Source organism: Chryseobacterium rhizoplanae (assembly GCF_900182655.1).
Classification (GTDB): domain Bacteria; phylum Bacteroidota; class Bacteroidia; order Flavobacteriales; family Weeksellaceae; genus Chryseobacterium; species Chryseobacterium rhizoplanae.
This window is the reverse complement of record NZ_FXTC01000009.1, coordinates 89,110-104,113: the sequence shown is the minus strand read 5'-3', so window position 1 is coordinate 104,113 and position 15,004 is coordinate 89,110. Positions and strand designations below refer to the sequence as shown.

At 35.1% G+C, this 15,004-nt stretch carries 16 protein-coding genes; 5 read left to right on the top strand and 11 right to left on the bottom strand.

The genetic code is table 11. From position 1 onward, the window contains the following. Positions 1–28 precede the first annotated feature (28 nt). Positions 29–187 carry a 50S ribosomal protein L34 gene (rpmH, locus tag FN817_RS18125; RefSeq protein ID WP_039365072.1) on the bottom strand — a complete coding sequence of 53 codons (159 nt, stop codon included), beginning with the start codon at positions 185–187 and terminating at the stop codon, positions 29–31. Positions 188–422: 235 nt separating this feature from the next. Between rpmH and FN817_RS18120 the strand changes: the two genes are divergently transcribed. After that, positions 423–1,427: a DHH family phosphoesterase gene (locus FN817_RS18120; protein ID WP_142719161.1), complete on the top strand. Its 1,005-nt coding sequence runs from the start codon at positions 423–425 to the stop codon at positions 1,425–1,427. 37 nt (positions 1,428–1,464) lie between these two features. Here FN817_RS18120 and FN817_RS18115 read toward each other — a convergent pair whose 3' ends face one another. From FN817_RS18115 to tilS, 7 genes are all read right to left on the bottom strand, one after another. Then, positions 1,465–2,271 (bottom strand): patatin-like phospholipase family protein, encoded by an 807-nt coding sequence (locus tag FN817_RS18115; protein ID WP_047425032.1) that lies wholly within the window; start codon positions 2,269–2,271, stop codon positions 1,465–1,467. A gap of 72 nt (positions 2,272–2,343) precedes the next feature. Further along, positions 2,344–3,126 carry an alpha/beta fold hydrolase gene (locus FN817_RS18110; protein WP_142719160.1) on the bottom strand — a complete coding sequence of 261 codons (783 nt, stop codon included), beginning with the start codon at positions 3,124–3,126 and terminating at the stop codon, positions 2,344–2,346. A gap of 112 nt (positions 3,127–3,238) precedes the next feature. After that, positions 3,239–3,763: a biopolymer transporter ExbD gene (locus FN817_RS18105; RefSeq protein WP_142719159.1), complete on the bottom strand. Its 525-nt coding sequence runs from the start codon at positions 3,761–3,763 to the stop codon at positions 3,239–3,241. 258 nt (positions 3,764–4,021) lie between these two features. Further along, on the bottom strand, positions 4,022–6,091 hold the full coding sequence (locus FN817_RS18100; RefSeq protein ID WP_142719158.1) for a protein-disulfide reductase DsbD family protein: 2,070 nt from the start codon (positions 6,089–6,091) through the stop codon (positions 4,022–4,024). 298 nt (positions 6,092–6,389) lie between these two features. Continuing rightward, positions 6,390–7,331 carry a redoxin domain-containing protein gene (locus FN817_RS18095; protein ID WP_167498895.1) on the bottom strand — a complete coding sequence of 314 codons (942 nt, stop codon included), beginning with the start codon at positions 7,329–7,331 and terminating at the stop codon, positions 6,390–6,392. A 98-nt stretch (positions 7,332–7,429) separates the two neighbouring features. Continuing rightward, complete coding sequence (locus FN817_RS18090) at positions 7,430–7,990, bottom strand: RNA polymerase sigma factor (RefSeq protein ID WP_142719156.1); 561 nt, start codon at positions 7,988–7,990, stop codon at positions 7,430–7,432. Beyond that, a complete protein-coding gene (tilS, locus tag FN817_RS18085) occupies positions 7,963–9,315 on the bottom strand; it encodes a tRNA lysidine(34) synthetase TilS (RefSeq protein WP_142719155.1) in 1,353 nt (450 codons plus the stop codon). The genes FN817_RS18090 and tilS overlap by 28 nt, the downstream gene beginning before the upstream one ends. Positions 9,316–9,402: 87 nt before the next feature. On the opposite strand from tilS, the gene FN817_RS18080 reads away from it, so the two are divergent. Further along, the gene (locus FN817_RS18080) at positions 9,403–10,236 is read left to right on the top strand and encodes an OmpA family protein (protein ID WP_047425041.1); all 834 of its coding nucleotides are present in this window, start codon (positions 9,403–9,405) and stop codon (positions 10,234–10,236) included. A gap of 52 nt (positions 10,237–10,288) precedes the next feature. On the opposite strand, the gene FN817_RS18075 is transcribed toward FN817_RS18080, so the two are convergent. From FN817_RS18075 to FN817_RS18065, 3 genes are read right to left on the bottom strand one after another with little or no spacing between them, the layout of a single operon-like run. After that, a complete protein-coding gene (locus FN817_RS18075) occupies positions 10,289–11,272 on the bottom strand; it encodes an HTTM domain-containing protein (protein WP_228451596.1) in 984 nt (327 codons plus the stop codon). Beyond that, positions 11,256–11,828 carry a hypothetical protein gene (locus FN817_RS18070; protein ID WP_142719153.1) on the bottom strand — a complete coding sequence of 191 codons (573 nt, stop codon included), beginning with the start codon at positions 11,826–11,828 and terminating at the stop codon, positions 11,256–11,258. Before FN817_RS18070 ends, FN817_RS18075 begins: the two co-directional genes overlap by 17 nt. Before the next feature lie 51 nt (positions 11,829–11,879). Further along, on the bottom strand, positions 11,880–12,473 hold the full coding sequence (locus FN817_RS18065; RefSeq protein ID WP_142719152.1) for a hypothetical protein: 594 nt from the start codon (positions 12,471–12,473) through the stop codon (positions 11,880–11,882). Between the two features lie 794 nt (positions 12,474–13,267). Here FN817_RS18065 and FN817_RS23645 point away from each other — a divergent pair. The 3 genes from FN817_RS23645 to FN817_RS18055 all read left to right on the top strand — a co-directional run bounded on the left by FN817_RS23645 (position 13,268) and on the right by FN817_RS18055 (position 15,003). Further along, positions 13,268–13,423 carry a CCPGW family putative bacteriocin gene (locus tag FN817_RS23645; RefSeq protein ID WP_410493605.1) on the top strand — a complete coding sequence of 52 codons (156 nt, stop codon included), beginning with the start codon at positions 13,268–13,270 and terminating at the stop codon, positions 13,421–13,423. A 130-nt stretch (positions 13,424–13,553) separates the two neighbouring features. Then, on the top strand, positions 13,554–14,201 hold the full coding sequence (locus tag FN817_RS18060; RefSeq protein WP_142719151.1) for an O-methyltransferase: 648 nt from the start codon (positions 13,554–13,556) through the stop codon (positions 14,199–14,201). Between the two features lie 85 nt (positions 14,202–14,286). Further along, entirely contained in the window at positions 14,287–15,003 is a 717-nt protein-coding gene (locus FN817_RS18055; RefSeq protein WP_047425050.1) for a C40 family peptidase, read from the top strand. The last annotated feature ends 1 nt before the right edge of the window (position 15,004 follow it).

Sequence of the window (15,004 nt, the reverse complement as noted above, 5' to 3'; positions counted from 1 at the left end):
GCATGTTTTGTATATGATAATAAAAAGATTATCTCTTAGCGCGTGCAGCACTTACAGTTAAACTCTTTCTGCCTTTAGCTCTTCTCGCAGCCAAAACTCTTCTTCCATTTGGCGTAGACATTCTTTCTCTGAAACCGTGTTTGTTTCTTCTTTTTCTTTCTGATGGCTGGAATGTTCTTTTACTCATTACTATATGTTTAAATCGTAATTAATCTATTAATTTTCAGGTTGCAAAGATATATAAATTTTTATAAGTTACAAACTTTAATTATTTTTTTTTGAAATTAAATGCAATGTTTTTTTACCCGACAATGGTAAACCCCTGATAAGAATACCATTTCTGTGTGCAAAAATAATATTTAAATGATTTATATAAAAGCTCTATCTTTGAAAACTTTAATTTTAACGAAAATAAACACCAGATGTTTACACCAGCAGAACTTTTAGATATCAATACATTACTTACTCAAGAAAGCAAAATAGTTATCCTTACCCACTACAATCCGGATGGAGATGCTATTGGTTCAAGTCTGGGATTGAAGCATTATCTGAAAGCAAAAGGAATTCATGCAGAAGTGATTGTGCCTAATGATTTTCCTAAATTTCTGAAATGGATGCCGGAGTCTAAGAAAGTGATTATTGCAGAATATAAAAGAAAGCTGGCATCTGATATGATTGCAGGAGCAGATGTTATTTTCTGTCTGGATTTTAATTCTCCGTCACGAATTGGATTATTAGGAGATTGGCTGGTGAAAGCTCAGGGAAAGAAAATTCTTATTGACCACCACCAGCAGCCGGAAAAATTTGATTTTGTTTATTCTGATACCGTAATTCCGGCAACTTCACAGATGATCTATCATTTCATTGAAGCAATGGATGATGAAAAACTGGTGAATCAGGATATGGCAGAATGTCTTTATACCGGAATTATGACCGATACAGGAGGTTTCCGTTTTCGTTCTACCAGTGCCACTACCCACAGAATTATTGCTAATCTGATTGAAAATGGTGCAGATCCGGCAATGATCACATCCAATACCTGGGATACCAATACGGTTTCCCGCCTTCATTTGCTTGCTTTGGTTCTGGGAAGAATAGAAGTGGTGAATGACGGAACGGTAGCTGTCTTAAGCCTTACAAGAAACGAATTGAAAGAATTTGGTTTCCAGAAAGGAGATACGGAAGGTTTTGTAAACTATGGTTTAAGTATCGGAGGCGTAAAAATGTCTGCCTTCTTCATGGAAGATTTGTATGAGGATTTTGTTAAAATTTCGTTCAGAAGTAAAGATGATGTTGATGTAAACCAATTCTCAAGAAAGTACTTTAACGGTGGAGGACACATCAATGCAGCCGGAGGAAAATCTTTAGACTCTTTATCCGGAACTATCGCCAACTTTAAAGAGAAAGTAAAAGAGGAAGGCTTGTAGAAGAGGGAGTATCCGTATATTCTCGGCATCTCAAATTCTAAATACTTTTACGAAATCCTTTTTCTTCAAGTTCCTGACAGGTATATTCATACACCTGCTGAAACATTTCATCCATATATCGTTTGTTGAAAAGGCTGTATTTCGTCATCTTAGGCGGATCTAAAAATATATTGCAGTATTTCGCTTTGGAATACACGGATTTTGCAATGGCTAAGTGAAGGATTCTGTCGAATTCTTTCATCAGGCTCATTTTGTTTAATTGATCATAACTGATGGAGTTCACATGGGAGGCAATAAGAAAATTGCATTTATCCATGATAGGTTCAATGGGAAGATTATCCAGGACACCGCCATCCACATAGATTTTCTCACCTATCCTTACTGGTGGAAGAATAAAAGGAACGCTGGAAGAGGCCAGCAATGGTCCGAAAAGTTCACCTTCAGAAAAGAAGTCCACAATACCATGAGTCATCTCTGTTGCAGCAACATATACAGGGATTTCCAAAATATTGAAATTGTCTTCCGGTAAATAGTCTTTAAGCAGTTTTAAAATGAAATTGGAGCTGAAAATTCCGTTTTTTGATAATTTTAAAGCGGATCGGGAAAAAAAAGAAGTCTGTCTTACAATTTCCATCATTTCATCCGGCGTTTTTCCAAAAGAATAAAAAGCACCAATGATAGAACCAGCACTGGTTCCGGAGATAATATGCGGTTTCAGATTATATTCTTCCAGCGCTTTCAATACAGCAATATGCGCAATTCCACGCATTCCTCCGCCTGAAAGTGTAAGCCCGATAACCGGTGGTGCCGGTGGTTTCTTTTTTTTGAATGAAAATAAAGCCATTACCAAAATTATCCTCTACTAATATACAGGATTTTTCATTAAGGGCGGTTTTAATTTGTGAGGTAATCTATTTTATAAAACCAATTTTTTAGGAAGGTTGTGAAGAAGTTCTGTATTGATGATTTCGGCACAGATACCGGGTTTTTCCCAGTGACCGTTGTGTCCGCAGTCCAGGATATAAGATTTGATATTGGTTCTGTCCGGAAGGTGTTTGATCATCATATCGGTTTTTACAGCGTTATCATGTTTTCCTGCCAATACTAATATTTTAGCTTCCAGAGTGTCAATAATGTGCTTTTTGTCGGTTCTTTCTACCATGCCTTTCACACAGGCAAGAGCCCCAAGGTTATTTGTAGATAGTGCGGTTTCAAGAGCTGTTTCTATTTTCCCTTCCAGAATATCTCTTTCATTCGGATTGAATAAATTTGGAACTCCGGCTCTTGCATAATGGGCGAATGCATCTTTTATGATTCTATAGCTTTTGATGCGCTGCTGTTTTTTCTCTTCATCGTCAGGAAAATAAGTAGAGAAAAATAATGTGAGACTTTTTAAAGAATTGGGATATTTTTCAGCAAAGGCAAGTGCAGTATATCCTCCCATGGAATGTCCCAGAAGATGTACTTTTTCTAAATTTTGCTGATCTAAAACTTTTTTTACTTCCTCAGCCATTAGTTCCATGGTGTGAACTTCTGCTAAAATTTCAGACTGTCCATGCCCGGGAAGGTCAATTTTAAGCAATGAAAAATCTTTGGAAAGATGGTGCTCCATATCGCTCCAGATGGATATGTTTTCCATAAATCCGTGAAGAAGTACCAATGTTTCTTTTCCGTTTCCTGTTCTTTCAAAGTTCAGCATAATTCCAAAATTATAGAAGGTTAAAAATAATACAGCCGGTTACACACTGCAGATCTATTTCTTCTTTCAAAAGTAAACAAAAAAGAGCACTTTAAAAATGCCCTTTGTGTTTTTATTGAGTTAATTCCTTGTAAATCTTTGTTTCCCAGGGCTTGATATCTGTTACGCCATATCGTTCCTTTTTGGAAATCGCAAGGTTGTCCAGCATATCCACAAAATTCTTATAATTCGCGTCATCCGTTGGTTTTACAATCACTGTGAATTTGTTAGGTGCCGGAGCGTTTTTATAAGCCTCTGCAATGATTTTTGAAATTTTTATTCCACTGAAATCGGTTTCTTTAAGATTAGCGGAATTTAAATCCGTAGCATTGCTTTGATGATAAAACACGCGGTTGTCCTTTCCGAGGATAAATGTAATCTGGTTTTTATCTCCAATTACTTTAATGTTTTTCGGATCAGGGTTTGGATCTTTTGCGGGTAGCCCTAAATCCATTACATTAGGTTTTGTAAAATTGGTGGTAAACATAAAGAAAGTGATCAATAGGAATCCCAGATCTACCATAGGAGTCATATCTACTCTGATCATTTTTTTCTTTTGCTTGCTGCCCTGTTTTTCTTGTGCAATTACTTCTGCCATGATTAAAGTTTTTAAATGTTAAACGGTATTTTTTTTGAAGAATTCATACAAAACATATGCCTTGATTATTAAAAACTTTATAAATTCATGAATCTATTGATGGTTTTCAGGTGAATTTTAAATATTTCTGTTTGTTTTCATAAGCTTCCTGAAGAAAGGGAATGTTTATGATATTTTTGCTTTACTGATTTTAAAATTATCATGATAAATAAAAAACTCACACGGTAAGGTGTGAGTTTTTAAATATTATGTAAATGTTTATTTACTCTTTTTATAGTAATTAACTCCGCATTCTAAGAATTTCTTGAAATCCTCTTTTGGCATATATCCTGAAACCGGCGTGTTGATTACCTTACCGTCCGGAGTGATCAAAACATAGTGAGGCTGTGAGTTATTGTTGAAGTTAACCTGTTGGAATAAACTCCATCTGTCACCGATTGTTTTCACTTTTTTAATTTGTCCTTCTCCCAGGTCAATTTTTGTTTTTTGATCTTCAGGAAGCTCTTCCTTGTCATCCACATACAGAGATGCTAATACTACATCATTCTGAAGGATAGGTAAAATGTCCGGCTCGCTCCATACAAACTCTTCCATTTTTCTACAGTTTTCACAACCGTATCCTGTGAAGTCAATAAGGATTGGTTTATCCTCTTTTTTGGCAAGCTCTATTGCTTGGAAGAAGTCGTGCTCCGGATGCATTCCTAAAATCCCGTCCTTCTCATCATGGAAGTAGCTTACATTTAACGGAGGTAAAATTCCGCTTAACAGCTGAAGTTTCGGACGGTCAGACGGTATTAAACCCTGGATTAAATAGATTACAAAACCAATTCCCAATACCCCTAATACCTTTCTTGTAATGGATATTTTAGGCTTTTTATCATCATGCGGGAATCTGATGAATCCTAATAAATATAATGCTAATCCTAATGCAACGATAATCCAGATGGCGATGAAAAGTTCTCTTTTTAAGAAGAATGTCTTAGAAACAAGATCTGCCTTAGATAAGAATTTCAAGGCTAAAGCCAATTCTACGAAACCTAAAACTACTTTTACCGTATTCATCCATCCTCCGGATTTCGGAAGACTTTGTAATGCTTGCGGGAATAAAGCCAATAATCCGAAAACGATTGCCCAAGCAAGACCGAATCCAGCCAATGCAAATGTCAATAACATCGGAACATTGGTAGAACCGGTTACTGCGCTTCCCAGTAAACTTCCTAATATAGGTCCTGTACAGGAAAAAGAAACAATAACCAATGTCAATGCCATGAAGAAAATTCCGATAATACCTCCTGCTTCTTCCGCTTTAGAAGATTTATTGGCAATTGAACTTGGTAACGTGATATCATAATACCCGAAGAAACTTCCGGCAAAGAAGATAAATATGATGAAGAACGCGATGTTCAGCCATACGCTGGTAGAAATCTCATTGAAGATATTTCCTGCAATTCCGTCAATAATATGGAAAGGAATACTTAATAAAACAAAAATAAGAAGAATGAAAAACCCATAAATAAGAGCATCTCTTTTTCCTTTAGCCTTATTCTTGCTGCCTTTCGTAAAGAATGAAACAGTAAGTGGAATCATCGGGAAAACGCAAGGAGTAAGCAATGCGATTAATCCTCCGATAAATCCTAAAAATAAATAAGTCCAGTAGTTTTCATCCACTTTAGTAGATGCCGTACCACAATCTGTCAATGGTTTTTTGAAATCGATTGTTGCAATTTTCAGCTGCTTAGGATCCAGTTTTGACGTTTCTGTGACCGTAGCTTCTGTTTTTGCAGGGTTTTCGGTAACAGTCTCCGTTATTTTTACTGAATCTTTCACAGGGCCAGCGGTTTCCTCAGTTGCAGCTTCTTCCGTTGCTCCTTTTGGGGTAACTTTTTGGTTGAATTCTAATGTATTGGGAGCCAGACAAACTCTGTCGTCACAAGTTTGATACGTAATTTCAGAAGTGACATCCGCAGGTTTTGTCGGATCTTTTAATTTAAATTTCTGTTTAAATCCTGCTGAATTGGAGTAAAAAACAATTGTTCCACCAAAAGCTTCAGAAAACTCTTCATGCTTTTTTCCTACTTCAGTAAACTTCCCGATCAACTCAATATTCTTTCCCGTAACCTTATACTCAGTAGGAATTCCGGTATCTTCCGGTAAATCTTTTGAGTAAATGTGCCATCCGCTTTCCATAGTAGCATTCAATACTGCTTCGTACTGATTGTTTCCCAGGTCATTGATGGTGAACTTAAACTTTACAGGATTTTTTATCTGCGCATTAATCCCTGTTGCTAAAAATAACAGAATTAATAAAAACCAATTTCTAAATTTCATTGTTCATTTCATTAAATTTTGAGACTCCATTTTGTCTTCTCATTCTTTGTATATCTTCTCTTCTGCCTGAAGAATCATTGCTGTCAGACAGTATCCAGATTTTTGCCTCGCTAAAATAGATAATTTTTCGTCCCTAAAAAACTTAGAAACTTTCTTTTTTCAAGCCTTATATTTAAAATATTCCGTCTTTTGCCTTCATAACAAGATAATTATAAGCTATTCTATCATTAAAAATGATTATTTATTTTGTCAATTTTAGTGACTTACAGTCTTAGCGAGACAACAATTTCTCATCCAATCAGTTCAGGTTTTTTATAATATCTTCTACAGATGCTCTCTTTTTATAATCGGTATCAAAATGTCTCCATATAATCTCTTTATCCTCATTAAGGATGTAAGTGGCTGATACAGGGAGTCTTCCCGAATGATCTGACCTGCTGTCAGCGAAATCCTCCTTTAATTTTGAGTTGTAAAAATTAAGCGTTTCACTGTCAGGCGTATAAAGAACATCGAATGCCTCAGCAATTTTATAGCCTTCATCATATAAAACAGTATAATCTGTCTTTGTTTTGTTTATCGTCTTTTCTATAAATTCCGGTTTTTCAGGAGAAATAATTACGAGCTGTGCATTTTTTGATTTCAGTTCGGGCGACAGATTCTGTAGGGTTTCAATGTATTTGTTACAGTAAGGACACCATTGCCCGCGAATAAAAACTATAACCATCTTTTTATTTTCTTTTGATGAAGAAAATGTGTTGCCTAAGTGATCTTTCGCTGTGAAATTATCAATCTTATCTCCTATCATCTTACCTTTTACCTGATCTAAAGTTTTGCCGGATTGAGGTGCTTTTTTTTTCAGAACAGATGCCCCTACTCCTAAAAACTGTTCAGGATTATAATATCCGAAATCATACTGAACAAGTTTTCCTTTTGGATCCAGGAATAAGAAGGACGGGTAGTTCACCACTTTAAATTCTTTGGCCAGGCTCAGTCCTTCTTTTTCTGCATCAATTGCAATATTCACAAAATTTTTGTTGAACATGTCTCCAATCCCAGGATCGGTAAAAGTGTTTTTTGCCATGAGCTTACAAGGTCCGCACCAGGTGGTGTACAGATCAATGAAGATCAGTTTGTTTTCTTTTGCTGCGATTTTTTTCGCGGCTTCCAGATCAATTTTTTGAAAATTGATACCCTTGCTTTGTGCATTCATTGAAATTCCTATTCCTATAAGAAAACTCAATATTATTTTTTTGAACATATATTTCTTTTCTTATTATGTTCCTTTAGTAAGGAAAAAATCACCCATGCTGTTGATTGTTTTGTGCAGTGTATTGATTATCAGGTAGAAAAAATGCTGCTATTTTTAATTTTTTTGATTTGTTCGACACATTTGTACTTTTGGTTCTGTGCATTATGCCTGCTGGAATACTGATATTTATCCTGAATTTCTTCTATACTTTTATTTTCAATAAAAATATCATGGATCAGATTCTGGCAGTGTGAAGAAATAGACTTGATATAACCCAGCAGCTTTTCCCAGTAATATCTTTCATTCTCTATGGCAGCAGCTATTTCCTGCTGATGTTCTATGAAATAGTTTTCAGGAGATTCTATATAAAAATGCTTATGCTTTAATTTTTTAAACCACAGGTTTTTAACAATTCCAATAATATAATTTCCGAGACAGGTCTGAACTTTAAATTCATCAGCATTCAGCTTTTGATAAAGAATGAGTAATGCATCCTGAAAAACATCTTCTGCATCTTCCGGATTGCCTTTATTCTTGAGAATAAATTTTTGAGTATAACCGAAATACTGTTGGTATAAAATTCCAAAAGCTATATTGCTGTCTTTTTTAAAATCATCAACAGCTAACGAGTTAGTTGTTTTTCTGTCCACTTTACAGTTATCTTTTTTTGAGTAGTTCTGCCTGCCTGATATCTGCGGTCCTGTCTAAAAGGGATAACCCCCAAAATATGGTTTCTGGAATCACAGAGTAACCAGGTCTTTTCCTTGATCAGAGCAGATAATTTTTCGTCCCTAAAAAACTTAGAAACTTTCTTTTTCCCGGAAAAACCGGTTGGATACAACTCGTCACCCTCTTTTTGTTTTCTCAAACGCAGTGGGAAATGAAGTTTGTCTGCATCAAAATCCCATTCAAACTCTTTATTGATCCCATCAATATTTTCAATGTAATCTACGAGATTGATGTTGATTTGGTTTTCTGAAAAATCAAAATGATCGATCAGTACAATTTCCTCTCCGGTTTCCTTTTCGTTGCTTTTGTCAATGAAAATCAGTTCATCACGATTAACAATCAACTGATATTCTTTTGAGAAAAATGAACTGTTGTTTTCGGCCGTAAAAATTTTAGGGATTTCTTCCTCCTGGTTGAATCCGTATTTTTTTAAAATTTCAAATTTTACGAAATCGCTTTCCTGATCCAGCTTTTCCTTTGATAAGATTTTATAGTCTTTGTTAAATACTGTCAGACGATTTTCTATCTCCTGAATCTGTTTTTGCACAAAATCTTTAGTTTGGTTCAGATACAGAGAACTTTTTCTGAAGTTTTCCAGAAAATGATCGTTGGTTTCCATCAGCATCGGAACAATCTCATTTCTAATCTTATTCCTCAGGTAATCATTTTTTTTATTCGACAGATCTTCCCGGAATTCAATAGTATTCTTCTCAGCAAACTGATAAATATTTTTTTTTGAAAAATTTAAAAGCGGTCTGAGAATATAATTGTCATTGGATGGAATTCCACTTAGTCCTTTGATGCCTGCAGCCTTGGAAAGATTGATAATAAAAGTTTCCAGCTGGTCATTCAGATGATGAGCGGTAACCAGAAATTCCAGTTTTTCCTTTTCCTGAATTTCTTTAAAAAAAGCATACCGGAGTTCCCTCGCCCAAAGCTGAATAGAATTCTCAGGTTTTTGATCCTTTTCCGAAACTTCATACAAATGAAATTTTATATGATTTTTCTCACAAAAATCCTTTACCGTTTTCTGATCCAGATCTGAATCCTGACCCCGGAGTTTATAATTGATATGGGCAACCTGAAACTGGAATTTTGAATCCTTGATTTCGTGCCCTAAATCCCTGAACAATGAGGCAAGAACCATAGAGTCTACCCCTCCGCTTACCGCCAGAAGATACGTGTGATTTTCCGGGTCGTGAACGAGATTTTTTAATTGGTTGATAAAGCTTGATTTTTCCAACATAGATGTTGAGAATTTCTTTTATGCAAAGATAACCGATATAATTCAATTGAATTTCCCTAACTTTGAGTAGTCTAAAAATGATTATTTATGAAGATTTTAAAAATTGTAGCAGTTTCTGCAATGGCGCTGGGGATGACATCTTGTGTCAGCAAAAAGCAGTATGATGCTTTGAGCACAAACTATAAGCAGTGTATTGAAAATATTGGAGAAAGACAGAGAGAAATTCAGGATTTGAAGTCTCAGAACTCTGCATTGTCCGGTGAAAATAACTTGCTGAAAAGCCAGCATGATGCTTTAAAATCATCACTTGATGCATGTCTTTCCAATACCGGGAAAAGCTCTGCTAACATTGATAAATTGGTAGGAGAAATTAATGCTTCCAATTCTTATATCAAGCAACTGATTTCTAACAATGCTAAGAATGACAGCTTGAATCTGGCATTATCTAACAAGCTGAAAAGATCATTGGATAATGTATCAGATCAGGATGTACAGGTGAAGGTGTTGAAAGGAGTTGTAATGATCTCTCTTTCAGATAATATGTTATACAAAACAGGAGATTACAATATCCTGCCTGCAGCTCAGGAAGTGTTAGGAAAAGTAGCTAAAGTAATCAATGATTATGATAAATATTCAGTATTGATTGAAGGTAATACGGATAACGCTCCGTTGAACTCTCCAAATCTTCCAAGAGACAACTGGGATCTTTCTGCATTAAGAGGTACTTCTGTGGCTAAAGTTCTTCAGACTCAGTTTGGAGTAGATCCTGCAAGAATTACAGCAGGAGGTCGTTCTGAATACAACCCTAAAGCGACAAACATGAGCGTTTCAGGTAGAGGAGAAAACAGAAGAACGGAAATCATCATCATGCCTAAGCTGGATGAGTTTATGAAACTGATGGATATCGCTCCTAAGAAATAATCACTCAACCATACATAATAATAAATCCCGAAGCAATTCGGGATTTATTTGTTTATGAGTTAATCTGCTTCGGAATATACTGAGCTGATATTTTCTTCTTTGATGAAGGAACTGCTTTTTTAGCGGTTTGTTCAAAATAAAAATTGGTGATATTCCATACGATCATAATGGCTGAAAAGTAATATAAATTAAGAACGAGTGCAATTCCCAGATGCATAGAAACAGTTAGGAAAAGCCATGTCTTCTGAGTCGGTTTGTACCAGATGAAAAGCGGGTAGCACATTTCGATGATAATTGTACTCCATCCTATAAAACTTAAGATATAAGAATGTTCTATAAGCCAGCTGAAATCAAAATTCAGATCTCTGTTGGAATAGGGCAGATGAATGGCTTTCCAGATAGATTCGCCATTCCACCAGTTAAAACCTAAAGCTTTATCCAGTCCGGAAAAGAAATAAGCAATAGAAATATGAATCTGAAATAACCTTTTGACCGGTGTGATATTTATTTCCCGTGGTTTTCTGTTGAAAATAAAATTCCTGACTGAAAAATATTGATCTGAAGGAAAAAGTACCAGATAAAATAAAGACATACTTGTGAAAAAGTCTGCACCATAGGCAAAGAAAGAACTTCCCTTGAGTAATGCAATCTGCAGTATAAGTAAAAGAAGTGCAGAAATTCTGGAATAAAACCCGGTAATGATCAAAATACACAATGTAATAAATGATATTTTCGTCATCACAACTGTTGTACTCTCTTCAATACCGAAGCCCTGTAAAAAGGTAACAATTTTTGAGAAGGTAATCAGCCACTCAGGTGTGAAAACACTCATGATATCTTGTGGAATAATACTGCTGCTTGAAAATAATTTGTCAAAATCCGGTATCACTGCGATAAATTGTAAAAGGATAACACTTCCTATAGCAACACGGAAGAAGCTTAAGAATTCTGTTTGATTATCCTGTTTGAAAAAGAAATTTTCAATTTTGGTATAAAGTACATTCAGCTTTTTCATCACTTTAATGTTTGAATTCATCAATAAGAATAAGATTTTCATTCGTTCTTCCCTGTTTAAAATCTGCAATAGTAGGGTAGTCGGACAGATAAAGTTTGGTAGTAACACTTGATGCTTTTGGATTTTCTTTCATCACGTGTTCTGCAATCTGTCTGATGATAATGTCCAGATATTGATAATATTTACGGTCATAAGTGTTTTTGTCGGAAATTTTATCCAGAAACATATTAAAAACAGTAGTATATCTTACTCTGCTCTCCTTACTTTTGAAATAAGGCATCGTCTTTTGTTCCAGGAGAGTTCCGTTCTTATCTTTCAGTTCAAAGCTCATCACAAAGTCACTGGCAACATTCGGTGCATAAAAACCATATCCTGTATCAAAGCCGGTATAAGAAGTAAACATATTGATAGGCTTTGATAGGGCAAAATTTTCTGATATCACATAGGCCAGAGGCTTATCATAGTTATTGTTTTCATAATAAAAACCGTAGTAACCATCAAATGTTCCCTTCATGCCTATGGTGAATACGATCAAAAGAACAATAAAAATTCCCGATAACTGAAGCTTTTTTTTCATGACAAAAGATTTAAAAAAGGCTGTCTTCAGAACAAAAACAGCCTTTAACGGTTATTTATAGTTCACCAATACATTATTAAGCTTTACATTGATTCTTGGATCAATAGCTGTATTGACTTTATAAGATTTAATGATCACATTGGTAAGATTTTTTCTTCCCATAGTTGGCGGACAGATCGTGTATTCTTCAGCTCCTCTTATGGTAAGTTTGCCTAAAGAAGCAATGTCTTTCTGGGTAAGCAATGCCGCATTAGTTGCCACCTGATTATTTTGAATAGCATAATAATCTGTTCCAAGTTCTTTGGCCCCGTATTTTTTCAGGATGCCATCTACTTTAGCTCTCAGATCTCCATATTTGTTCCAATCGATATTCGCTTTCATTAAGCATCCGCGAATGATATACTGTCTGTTGATTTTGTAAATAATGAAATTGGTACCCAAACTGTTCTGATGGAGTTTTTGTAGTTTTAATAAACTCTTTATATCTTCATCAGAAATTTTTTTGACATCTTTAAGGATGTAATTGTTGTCTACAATGTAATTGCCTTTTTCTTTATAAAAAGACATTTCCTGAGGTTTTAGCTGGGAAAATATCATCACAATTCCCACTATTGCTCCAATTAAAAATAAAGTCTTTGTTTTCATGTGGTTGTTTTAAAATATCCCTACTCTGTTTTAGGATTTTCGGATACCTCCTTGGTGTGAGTGTTTCATGGTCGAGAAACTTAGATCAAATGTAGGATTATGTAAGTGCTTAAGAATAAGTGTTTATCCTGTTTTTTTACAAGGACTTTACCCTGTTAAGATGGGAATGTAAATAAATGTAAAGATGAAAATCCCGAAATAACAGGCTGTCTAATGATAATTCAGGATGTTTTGTTGGTGCTTGGAATAAAAAAAATCGGATGAACTCAGAAAAGTTACTTTGAATTGAAGTTGGTGAAAATATGGTTCCTGGAATAAGATTAATTGAATTGGCTTGAATGGAAATAGGATGGCTTTAAAAAAAACAAATCCCGAAGGTGGCCGGGATTTATTTTTAATCAAATTAATTCTTCCTTTTTCAGGAGCGAAATAATTCGTAGCAAAAATGAAGTGGATATTTCTTTCTTAGTTTTTGCTGCAGAAGAATCAGTTGTGCTTTTCAGCATAACTTTTTTGTGATTCCCATGGTTAGTTTGTGTCTCTCCTGCAATCATCTTGTTTCTCTTAGTGTTTTTACCCCTTATTCTCATTGCAAACTTATAACTAATACCACAAAAATATCATCCGTGTTTTTACGGTATTTTATATGGGGTTTTCACTGATATATGGATTTTTATACATTTAATTAGTTGATTAATAAAAGAATATGTATATTTAAATCTCTATTAAAGGAAATAATTAAAGAGGTGTCCGAAAATCTAAAGAGTAGGAAATTAATACTAAACAAAATAATTATGAAAAATTCAAAAAAACTTTCAAGAGTAGAAATGAAAACTGTACAAGGTGCTATTAGAGGGTGTAATCCACAGATATTTTGTACTAGCCCTCAAACAGAGTGCTGCCCGGGATGGGTTTGTGCTGGTATAAGACAATATTGTATAGCCGTATAATGATTTTTTACATAAAATTTAGATCTGGCTAAGAAAAAGAGAGGGATTAATTTCTCTCTTTTTTTGTATCTTATTGTTGAATTTAAAAACTAGCTTTAAAATCCTTAAATTTGTTTTAAATTAAAATGGTATGAGTTTTTTTGAAGAAAAGAATCCTGAAATGGACAGATATTTGGAAGCACACGCTTCTTCGGAATCCGAAATGCTGAAAAAACTGAGAAGAGAGACTTACCAGAAAACGACACAGCCTCATATGATTTCCGGATACCAGCAGGGAAGGTTATTGACTATTATTTCCCAGATGCTGCAGCCGAAAAGTATTTTGGAAATAGGGACCTTCACAGGATATGCTACCCTATGCCTTGCATCAGGATTGGCAAAAGACGGGAAAATTACGACGCTGGATGTGAACGAAGATCTTGCTTATCTGCCAAAAAAATATTTTGAGTCAAGTGAATATGCCAGTCAGATTGATTTTAAACTTCAGGATGCTAAAGAATTCTTACAAGAAACAGACGAGTTTTTTGATCTGATTTTTGTGGATGCTGATAAGGAAAATTATGCGGAATATTTTAGACTGATAAAACCACACACCAAGTCCGGAACGGTAATCCTGTTTGATAATGTTTTGTGGTATGGAAAAGTGCTTGAAGAAAGTCCAAAATTGAAGTCTACCCAGTCTATCCAGGAATTGAATGATTTGGCGGCAAAAGACGAAGATTTTGAAAATCTTATTTTACCTTTGCGTGATGGAGTCAACTTTCTTCGCAGAAAGTAATTAAAACATTCAAGGATTAAACATTTAAAGAGGTACCTATCGTATTTTTAATCTTTAAATTATTCAATCTTTAAACTGAGAGTTAATGAATAAAGGAATTTGTATTGTTACAGTAGCGCCGGTTCGTGCAGAGAATTCTGACAGAGCTGAAATTGTTACGGAAATATTGTTTGGAGAAAGTGCTGATATTTTGGAAGTAGATAAAAACTGGACCAAAATAAAAATGCACTACGACGGCTATGAAGGATGGATGGATACCAAACAGCTGAAACCGGTAACGGATGAAGAACTGGCAGCAAGAAAAGTGACTGTTGTTACTGAAGATTTTTCTTCTGTATTAATGAATGACGGGAAGACATTATTGTCTATGGGATCAGAAGTGGAGTTTCCGGTGGTTGCTTCAAGGAGAAGTCATGATGTACGGGAAAGTATCGCACTTACGGCAAAAGAATTCCTTAATGTACCTTATTTGTGGGGAGGCAAAAGCTTTTTTGCAGTAGACTGTTCCGGATTTACCCAGCTGGTCTATAAAATTCACAATATTAAAATTCCAAGAGATGCTTCGCAACAGGCTGAGGTAGGAGAACCACTTACCTTTGTAGAAGAAACACAGCCAGGAGATCTTGCTTTCTTTGAAAATGCAGAAGGAAAAATTATTCACGTAGGTATTATGCTGGATAATCAAAAAATTATTCATGCTTCCGGAAAAGTAAGAATTGATACATTGGATTCCACAGGGATTTTCAATAAAGAAATGAACAAACATACTCACAAGTTGAGAGTGCTGAAAAGTGTAATTTAAT